We start from the raw sequence: 7,969 nt of genomic DNA, 5'->3' as shown, positions 1-7,969 counted from the left end.
TGCATTTAAGCTTAAACTCATCTGTGTAAGTCTTCTTGTTTCTACCCATATCTTTTTTACTCCTTTGATATGGTAGCTGTTATTCGAATTATTTTCACCTCCCTGTCTGATTTATGCTCTTAGTATAAACTGATTCATATGAAAAATGGTCTGTCATCGCATGCGATCAATTTACATCGGAGCCTCAGTACTGGGAACAGACCAGGAACAAGATTGGAAACTGCAAATCCACATTGGATCTAATCTTGCCAGAGGCCTATTTATCTAAGGATAATTCCGAGAAGACTTGTGCGATACACGATTCTATGAACCGTTATTTGTCGTAGGAATTCTTTCAGGTAATTGAAAACTCATTCATCTACGTGGAACGCACTTTGCTGAACGGCGATATTCGTCAAGGATTGATTGGCATTATTGATCTGGAAGAGTATTCATATGAGAAGGGAGTGGAATCTCGGATTCGACCTACTGAAAAACGGTTGTTGAAAGGATTCCTCCCCGAAAGATGGGCAGAGAAAATGCTCCGATAGAAATGCCACAAATCTTCCTGTTTTACAATGATGAAGAGGAAAGATTTACTTCCTTCATTCAGGAGCGAAAAGCAACCTTAAAGGAAGTATATGACTTTGATATAATCATGGGTGGTGGGGCTATTCAAGGTGAAGATGTAGAAAAGATTGATGAACTGTTTTCCGCATACCAAACCACGGCTGAAGATGAGTTTTCAAAGAACAAATTGAATCCGATGATTCTTGCAGTAGGGGATGGAAACCATTCACTTGCAACAGCGAAAGCTTGCTGGGAAGATTTGAAAAAGAAACTTCCAAAGGAAAAGTGGGTCAATCATCCGGCCAGATATGCAATGGTTGAAATTGAGAATATCTATGACAAATCACTGCAGTTTGAGCCTATTCACAGAATTGTTCAGTACACAAACACAGATGCTTTGTTAGAATACTTGCAGAATACAATTTGCTGTGAGAATGGTTATCCTATTCAATGGTGTGGATAACTCCCCAAAATTGTACAATTCCTATCAATTTAAAATTGTACAATCTATTTCCTTTGCAAAATTAGCTGTATTAGTTTGAGTAATAGTTTTCTAAATAAAATAATACCCGTAAAGTGGGAAATTCACTGCATAAGTGGATTATACTTTACGGGTATTTTTTATTTTATCTAAGTAAAAGATATAAACTAAAGAATTAATTTCATTCTTATTAATCGTATGCGTAATTTCACCGCTTATTTATTAAAAAAGGACAGCCTAGTAAACTGTCCTTATGAATAAAAGATTTAATTGTTTAAATTACAATTTAATTGTTACGACCCCTGAGAACATAAGGTTCTGTTCTTCCTTCAAGAGGTTTAGCTTCAGCAATCTTCTTTCTAAGTTCAATAACATCATCAAGCTTACACTTTCCAGGCAGCAAAGCTCTCCAAGCTTCCCTGTCACCACTCTTAACCATATTACAATTAAGGAACAAATGAGCGAGGTAATCAGTTGGGTTAATGCCAAGGTTTCTGCAAGATGTAATCAAAGAGAAGAAGAATGCAGAAACATCAGCTCCTGTTTCAGTAATACAGAAAAGGAAATTATTCAAATTAATTTTCCACTTTCTAACAAATTGCTCAGCTCTATTATTGTTGCTATTAGCACAGTAATAATCCAAGAATCTAGTAAGCTCATCATATCTATCAAGGAAGTAATTAATAGCTATAGAAGTCTTATTCTCAATCTCTGCACCTGTTTCTTTTGCTTGTTTAACAACCTCTTCAAGCCAAGCCTTCATATCTTCAAACAAAGGAAGCAATGCAGCCTTTCTTCCTTCAACAAACTCTTCTTTGCTAATAGTTCCTCTAAGGTCTTCCCATTTACCTTCTTCATGAAAGATTTTTGCATATCGCTTTTTCATTTCAACAGCAACACCTTTAGTTCTTCCTTCAGAGGCTTCTATACATTTTCGGCGACAATGCACTAGACACCCAATATGTGTAAAAGAACAATTCTTTTCCGCAAAGGTATAACCAGAGAGCCCATCTGTCTGTACTAGACCTGGGTATTTATCAAATAAATCAGCTATTGTTTGGTTTCTTCGGTTATCACTGAATGTAAATATCGAGTATCCCGGACTTCCATTATCATCTACACCAATACGACCTATAATAAATGAGTTTTCTCTTGAGTTAGGTGCTTTCTTATTACCATCCTCATCATAAAGCTTTATAACCTTCATTGGCGTTTCATCAGCATTAATAAGAGGCATCTTAAAGACTTCTTCCTCTAACACTGGTTCAAGGTTATCAATTATCTTTTTGCCAACATACATTATTAATGCTGACATCAAGTGTCTTGTTATCTTAACCCCTTGTTCTTTAAAGAGTCTCTCTTGTCTATAAAGAGGAACTCCCATATTAAACTTGCTATTTAGAATATCTGCTAGCATTAAAGGATCTACAACAGTGTTTTCTAAGATATTATCTGTTTTAGGAGTACTCTTAACAGAACCATCACACTTAGGGCACTCATAAACATCAGTAATCCTTCTAACAATTGAATAAGAAGTAGTCTTAACAATAGTATCGTGAACTCTTTCACCAACCTTTACTTTAGTAGTACCACAAGAATCACAAACAGGAGCTTTTCCTTGGTTATGAATAACAGTAACTGGCATATCTGCAGGGAGGTTTAGCATAGAATATTGGCTCTTACGCTTAACATACTTTCTTTTAGCTTTATCACTTAAAACAGAAGTATCGGCAGCGCTATTATCTTCTGGTAAATCATCAGAGTTATCATTAAGGATACCATCCTCAACATTAAACTCTGCTTCATTAAATAGTAATAGTTGGTCTGAAGAAATGGCTTCGCTAGTTCTTCTATATTTTCTAGCTAATTGAGCTTTAAGATCAGCATTCTCTTTTTCAAGCTGCTTAATATTCTCCTTTAAGAGCTTAATTTGCATCTCTAAAGCTTGTTCTTTTGATATATTATTTGCCTTTTTCTTCATGTAAATATAGTATCATAAAACGTAAATAATTACAATCATTACAAGAAATTATCTCTATTATTTACAACAATTTAATAGATTATTTTTCTTGCCATTTGAGGTAATCTTCTGAAGATATCTTCTCCTTGAATTATCCTCTTTATATCTTCTTTTGTAATAGATATTGCTTCATCATCATTACTAGGCCAAGCAAAGGATCCTTTCTCTAATCGCTTAGTTAATACCCAATATCCATTATCCCATACCAATATCTTTAATGTGTTTCTTGCCTTATTACAAAAGATAAACATTGCTTTTGCTCTTGAATCTAAATTCATCTCTTCATCTACAATGCAAGAGAGAGTTCTAAAGCTCTTTCTTGCATCTGTAAAACCTGGTCTTACATAGTAGCTATAAGAGTCATAGTCAAAGAACATTGCATTCTCCAATAGCTTTTATCAAAGATATTAGATCCGAGTTATTCATTAACTTATTTATTTCGACTGTTAATGAGCCTTTCTTAATAACTAAAGAGCCTTCAGTATATTCAGGTTCTTCATTAACAACTTTTACAAAGCTACTTGTTTTCTTCTCTACTTTAGCTGGTAGTAAAGTATTAATGTTTAGATGACTAAGGAGAGTTTCATCTGCTGGTGCTACATCAGCATAAATTTTGGATTTTTCCCAAGTATGAATAGATGAGCGAGGAATATTTAAAGCTTTTGAAAGAGTTGAAAAAGTTATTCCAGCTCTGCGAGCTGCTACTACATTGCGTTTTGTTTGGTCTGGATAGTGATTATACATATTTTCGTCCTTTTTGACGAATATTCATCTTCAGAAACGAATATTCGTCTTTATATACGAATTTTCATACAATCGGAAAAAAACTTAAATATCGGCCCAAATTACGCTTACTATTAATCAAATATAATGTTAAGAATTGAAGAGATAATATACTGATTTATTGTTTTTTAGATATTAATACCAAAACCTGCTCTCAAGTGTTTGATATTCTGCACTATCATCTACTTTAATCATTGTTCCATGGTCTTCAATCATTGATTTGAAATAGCATGCTTTTTCATCTTCATCAGCTAAATATTCATTCCATTTATGGTATGGATAATATGACAGGAAAATAGTTGAACGTGGACGCCTTTTCTTTCCTGTTCCGTTTAGATGATTAGCTTGTCTAAATCTAAAAAATCTTTGTATTTCAGAAATTACCATTTTATCTCTCTCAATAGTACCTGCAAAATCATCGATTATTGAGCACTCAGATTTTGCAAGAGTTTTATACGTATCATGTTTAGGATCAAAGTATCCATCACCACGAAAGATGTCTAGTAGATACTCATATTGAACAAAATTGGTTTTGTATCCTTTTTACATGCAGCTCTTCCAATAAGCACGGATAGTAATTCTTTTCCTCTTTCTGGTTTTCCAAATAATAGTAGCTTTGGCTTAACTTTATCATTTAGAAATATTAATTCTTTTATCATTTTATTAAATGAACCTTGGTCAATTTCATTTATAGAATCTATATTAAAACCTTTTTTAAGTTTATCTTCATTAATATACGGAAAACCTGCCCCATTAAGTTTTTTATTAATACTATCAGTTTCTTTCCTCTCTTTAGCTAGATTGATTCTTTGTTTAAGCTCTTCTTGTAGATCATCATGATTCATATAAAGGCTATAAACAATGTTTGCTAAATATTTATCATTAAAAATATTAAGTTCATTAAATATTTTATACATTTTTATTTTATTTCCTCTGATTTACTAATTGAAGACAGCACAATTATTTTGATAAGTTGAAATAAAAATATTAGGTTTATTTCTTTTTTTAGGTTTGTATATTAATTCTGCTCTTTCTCTTTTGGGAGATAGTAAATGTACTAATACTATTGATGTTTCATCAATTAGTAAAAATACTGCGTTATTCTTTTCTACAATTATTCCTTCACAGCATGCATATACATTATCAATCTGAGTTTTAACCCCTCTATGGTAAAACATAACCTTCTCTAGAAACTTTAACTGGTTTATAGCTTGTGTATGTTGTACTAGGAAGAGGGCGTAGATTCTCTTTTGGTAGAGTCTATCAAAAGGTATTTCTTTTGTTGTATCATGTACCTCGCTATTAATTTCATTATTAGATTGGAGTAGGGGCACCGAGGGGGTCCGCTACAAATAATTTGTAGCCATATAGCTGAGATGGGGATATAAAATGATAAAATTTGAAGGAAAACACATATGTGAGAAATGTGGACAGGAGTATTCGTGGAGAGTTAGAAAATATGAAAATGGTGAATTCTCTTTTGGTATTATGGATAAAATGCAATCAAAAAACGTAAGAAGTTTTGATGTTACACCACATGGATATTTTGTCGTAGGTTTATGTCCTTACTGTTTAGAACCTTCATTTGCTAATCTAGCAGAAGGTATCAAATAATTGATACACATGGATTTCTAGCATACAAAATTGTTAATATATTAGGGGCCATATCACGGTTTGGAAAACGGCCGTGAATACATTGGAAAGGAAATAAATATTCCTGTCGAGAGGACAGTCTCCTCCCTTGCTGAACAAAAACGAATTGTTGCCAAACTGGAAGAAATCCTGCCGTTGTGTGAAAGGTTGAAATAATAGAAATAGCTTTTTAAAAACACAAAAAGGAGAAGCGAAATGGTAGAGAAAAAAGTGACAGAAGCCATAATAGACGTTGGTAAAAATGTTGCCGAGGATATTGTTCGCCCGACATCAAAGAGTATTGGTGAGAACCTTGGACTGCTTGTAGATGGAGCAATGGGGTGGCTTGGTTATTGGGGGAAGAAACAGAAGATTAAGCGTGAGGCATATATCGCAGATTATAAGAAAAAGATTGCTGAAAAAGTAGCTGGTATTCCAGAAGAAAAGCTTAATGAGCCCAAAATTAGAATCGTAGGCCCAGCAATTGAAGCGAGCAAGTTCTATATCGATGAAGAAGAATTCAGAGAATTATTTGCTGAACTGGTTGCTTCTGCTTGTGATGTTGATTGCGTAAATAAAGTACATCCAGCTTTCCCCGAAATGATTAAGCAATTGTCATATTTAGATATAAAACTGCTGGAAGTGTTTAGACAGACTCACACATTACCATGTTGTACCATCAACGAAACACATAAAGATGGGAAGGTCACACCATATCCTCTTATAATGTTTGATTTTAAAGGTGTTAAACATAGCTTTGATCAATCCAAAGAGTTGCAATTAACCAAATCTGTTGAAAACCTTGAGCGGTTAGGGCTGCTTATCAAAAACAGCAATATAATAGAACTTGACTATGATTATGAGAAGTTTCGAAATCACTGGATTTATAAAGCTTCGGAACCTGTATTCGAGGCAGAAAGTAAGATTAACATGAATAAATATCGTATCGAATTAACACAAATGGGACAGGACTTTGTTAGCTGCTGTTTTGAAAAACAAAATGCTGAAAATGTTAGCCAAAAGCAAAGGACGACTTGATGGTGCATTGGATAGAAAACAGCCTGACGATGTGTAAAAGGCTGAAATGAGGTGATTTGTCTGATAGACCGAATTGTACATGAGATTCGTATGGCTTATCCCATGAGCTGCTCTGCCCCGTTTTAAGTAACACTTTTTGTACCACTGGTTCCTCAAGGTAACAGGAGGATAAAATGAAGTACAAAAAGTTTACATTTGAGATGAAGAAAAAAATTGTAGCAGAAGCAATGCAAGCAAAAAGTTTTAAAACTGTTTCAATTAAGTATGGTGTTGCATTCTCAACATTGGGAGGTTGGCTCTCTGATGATGAATTAAATCCTGATAAGTAGTATGCTAGAACTAGACGTGAAAAGAAGGATAATGCATCAAGAGGCTCACGAGTTTCAATTAAAAAGCCAAAGGATCCAATCCCTGAAGGAATAGTAATGGCAGCAAAAACAAATCCAGAAGAGTTAGCAAGAGAAAACAGAGATTTACGAAAGAAAGTTGATTATCTTGAAGATAAAGTTGCATATCTTGAACAGCTTTATAAAATCATAAAAACAAAGCCAGAAGAAGTGGTTAAAAAAAAAGATTTGAAGCCATAAAAGAGTTAATATTAAAAGGGAAAAAGAATATAAGAAGACTATGTTCTATCGCTGGTGTATCAACTAAATGTTACTATGCATTTATAAAGGGGCCTACAGAAAAGGAAATATCTGATGAGTCTTTAAAAGTTATTATTAAGAATCTTCAAAACTCTTATGATAACTCCTTAGGTTATAGAAAGATGACTGATAGGCTTAAGACTGACTATGATATAAACATAGGAAAGAAAAAGGTCCTGGACCTTATGAATAAAGCTGATGCCTTATCTGAAGTTAAAAGAAGACATTACAGTGAGGAGTACTATCTTACAAGACGTCAAATGAAAGATAATATACCACCTGATTTAATAGGAAGAAATTTCTTTGCACTAGAACCTTAAAAGAGACTTGTATGCGATATAACTTATCTAACAGGAACTGATACAACATGGTATCTAAGTGCTATTGAAGATTTATTCAATGGAGAGGTACTTGCTTGGAAAATAGGAGAACATTGTAATACTCAATTGGTTATAGAGACTGTTGAAATGTTAAAACAAAATGTCGGTAATCTTGATGGGCGTATTCTTCACTCTGATGCAGGTTCTACATACACTGCATATGCTTACAGAGAGTTATTACTATCATTTGGTATAAAGCAAAGTATGGGTAAGAAACGCACTTGTTTTATTTGTCCTCAGTTGTCAATACCTAAATTGAGAATATTTGTATAACTATCAAAATTAAGCATAATTCTTCTGTTTGAGTTATATAAATATTAGTCATGAAAAGATATAACGACACACCCTAAATATTAGGGTTGAAAAAAAGATAATACAGATGTAGTCTGAGTTTATATTTGGTAATTTAAACTCAGATGGGCATTATGCAAGTTCTATG

At 33.6% G+C, this 7,969-nt stretch carries 12 protein-coding genes and 2 pseudogenes; 8 read left to right on the top strand and 6 right to left on the bottom strand.

Translation table 11 applies throughout. From position 1 onward, the window contains the following. Window positions 1–152: 152 nt before the first annotated feature. A pseudogene (locus FYJ80_RS12335) lies at window positions 153–326 on the top strand (DUF1015 domain-containing protein); the annotation flags it as partial. A gap of 179 nt (window positions 327–505) precedes the next feature. Further along, on the top strand, window positions 506–1,012 hold the full coding sequence (locus FYJ80_RS11320) for a DUF1015 family protein (RefSeq protein WP_154426984.1): 507 nt from the start codon (window positions 506–508) through the stop codon (window positions 1,010–1,012). Window positions 1,013–1,316: 304 nt separating this feature from the next. Here FYJ80_RS11320 and tnpC read toward each other — a convergent pair whose 3' ends face one another. The 6 genes from tnpC to FYJ80_RS11290 all read right to left on the bottom strand — a co-directional run bounded on the left by tnpC (window position 1,317) and on the right by FYJ80_RS11290 (window position 5,167). Further along, window positions 1,317–3,011: an IS66 family transposase gene (gene tnpC / locus FYJ80_RS11315; RefSeq protein ID WP_154426982.1), complete on the bottom strand. Its 1,695-nt coding sequence runs from the start codon at window positions 3,009–3,011 to the stop codon at window positions 1,317–1,319. Window positions 3,012–3,082: 71 nt separating this feature from the next. Beyond that, window positions 3,083–3,427: an IS66 family insertion sequence element accessory protein TnpB gene (gene tnpB, locus FYJ80_RS11310; protein WP_154426980.1), complete on the bottom strand. Its 345-nt coding sequence runs from the start codon at window positions 3,425–3,427 to the stop codon at window positions 3,083–3,085. Then, window positions 3,417–3,794, bottom strand: a complete 378-nt coding sequence (locus tag FYJ80_RS11305; protein ID WP_154426978.1) for a hypothetical protein — start codon at window positions 3,792–3,794, stop codon at window positions 3,417–3,419. The genes tnpB and FYJ80_RS11305 overlap by 11 nt, the downstream gene beginning before the upstream one ends. Window positions 3,795–3,968: 174 nt before the next feature. Further along, the gene (locus tag FYJ80_RS11300) at window positions 3,969–4,220 is read right to left on the bottom strand and encodes a hypothetical protein (RefSeq protein ID WP_154426976.1); all 252 of its coding nucleotides are present in this window, start codon (window positions 4,218–4,220) and stop codon (window positions 3,969–3,971) included. A 113-nt stretch (window positions 4,221–4,333) separates the two neighbouring features. Continuing rightward, the gene (locus tag FYJ80_RS11295) at window positions 4,334–4,678 is read right to left on the bottom strand and encodes a hypothetical protein (RefSeq protein WP_154426974.1); all 345 of its coding nucleotides are present in this window, start codon (window positions 4,676–4,678) and stop codon (window positions 4,334–4,336) included. A 96-nt stretch (window positions 4,679–4,774) separates the two neighbouring features. Beyond that, on the bottom strand, window positions 4,775–5,167 hold the full coding sequence (locus tag FYJ80_RS11290) for a hypothetical protein (RefSeq protein ID WP_154426972.1): 393 nt from the start codon (window positions 5,165–5,167) through the stop codon (window positions 4,775–4,777). A gap of 55 nt (window positions 5,168–5,222) precedes the next feature. On the opposite strand from FYJ80_RS11290, the gene FYJ80_RS11285 reads away from it, so the two are divergent. The 6 genes and pseudogenes from FYJ80_RS11285 to FYJ80_RS12330 all read left to right on the top strand — a co-directional run. Further along, a complete protein-coding gene (locus FYJ80_RS11285; RefSeq protein WP_154426970.1) occupies window positions 5,223–5,447 on the top strand; it encodes a hypothetical protein in 225 nt (74 codons plus the stop codon). Between the two features lie 234 nt (window positions 5,448–5,681). After that, complete coding sequence (locus FYJ80_RS11280; protein ID WP_154426968.1) at window positions 5,682–6,503, top strand: DUF4393 domain-containing protein; 822 nt, start codon at window positions 5,682–5,684, stop codon at window positions 6,501–6,503. Between the two features lie 173 nt (window positions 6,504–6,676). Then, a complete protein-coding gene (locus tag FYJ80_RS11275; RefSeq protein WP_154426966.1) occupies window positions 6,677–6,832 on the top strand; it encodes a hypothetical protein in 156 nt (51 codons plus the stop codon). 96 nt (window positions 6,833–6,928) lie between these two features. Beyond that, the gene (locus FYJ80_RS11270) at window positions 6,929–7,090 is read left to right on the top strand and encodes a hypothetical protein (RefSeq protein ID WP_154426964.1); all 162 of its coding nucleotides are present in this window, start codon (window positions 6,929–6,931) and stop codon (window positions 7,088–7,090) included. Further along, the gene (locus FYJ80_RS11265) at window positions 7,087–7,470 is read left to right on the top strand and encodes an IS3 family transposase (protein ID WP_328596788.1); all 384 of its coding nucleotides are present in this window, start codon (window positions 7,087–7,089) and stop codon (window positions 7,468–7,470) included. Before FYJ80_RS11270 ends, FYJ80_RS11265 begins: the two co-directional genes overlap by 4 nt. A gap of 15 nt (window positions 7,471–7,485) precedes the next feature. Beyond that, window positions 7,486–7,803, top strand: a pseudogene (locus FYJ80_RS12330) (transposase); the annotation flags it as partial. Window positions 7,804–7,969 lie beyond the last annotated feature (166 nt).

Source organism: Bullifex porci (assembly GCF_009695635.1).
GTDB classification, from domain to species: Bacteria; Spirochaetota; Spirochaetia; order Sphaerochaetales; family Sphaerochaetaceae; genus Bullifex; species Bullifex porci.
The sequence above is the reverse complement of the archived record's forward strand: the minus strand, read 5'-3'. Positions and strand labels throughout refer to the sequence as shown.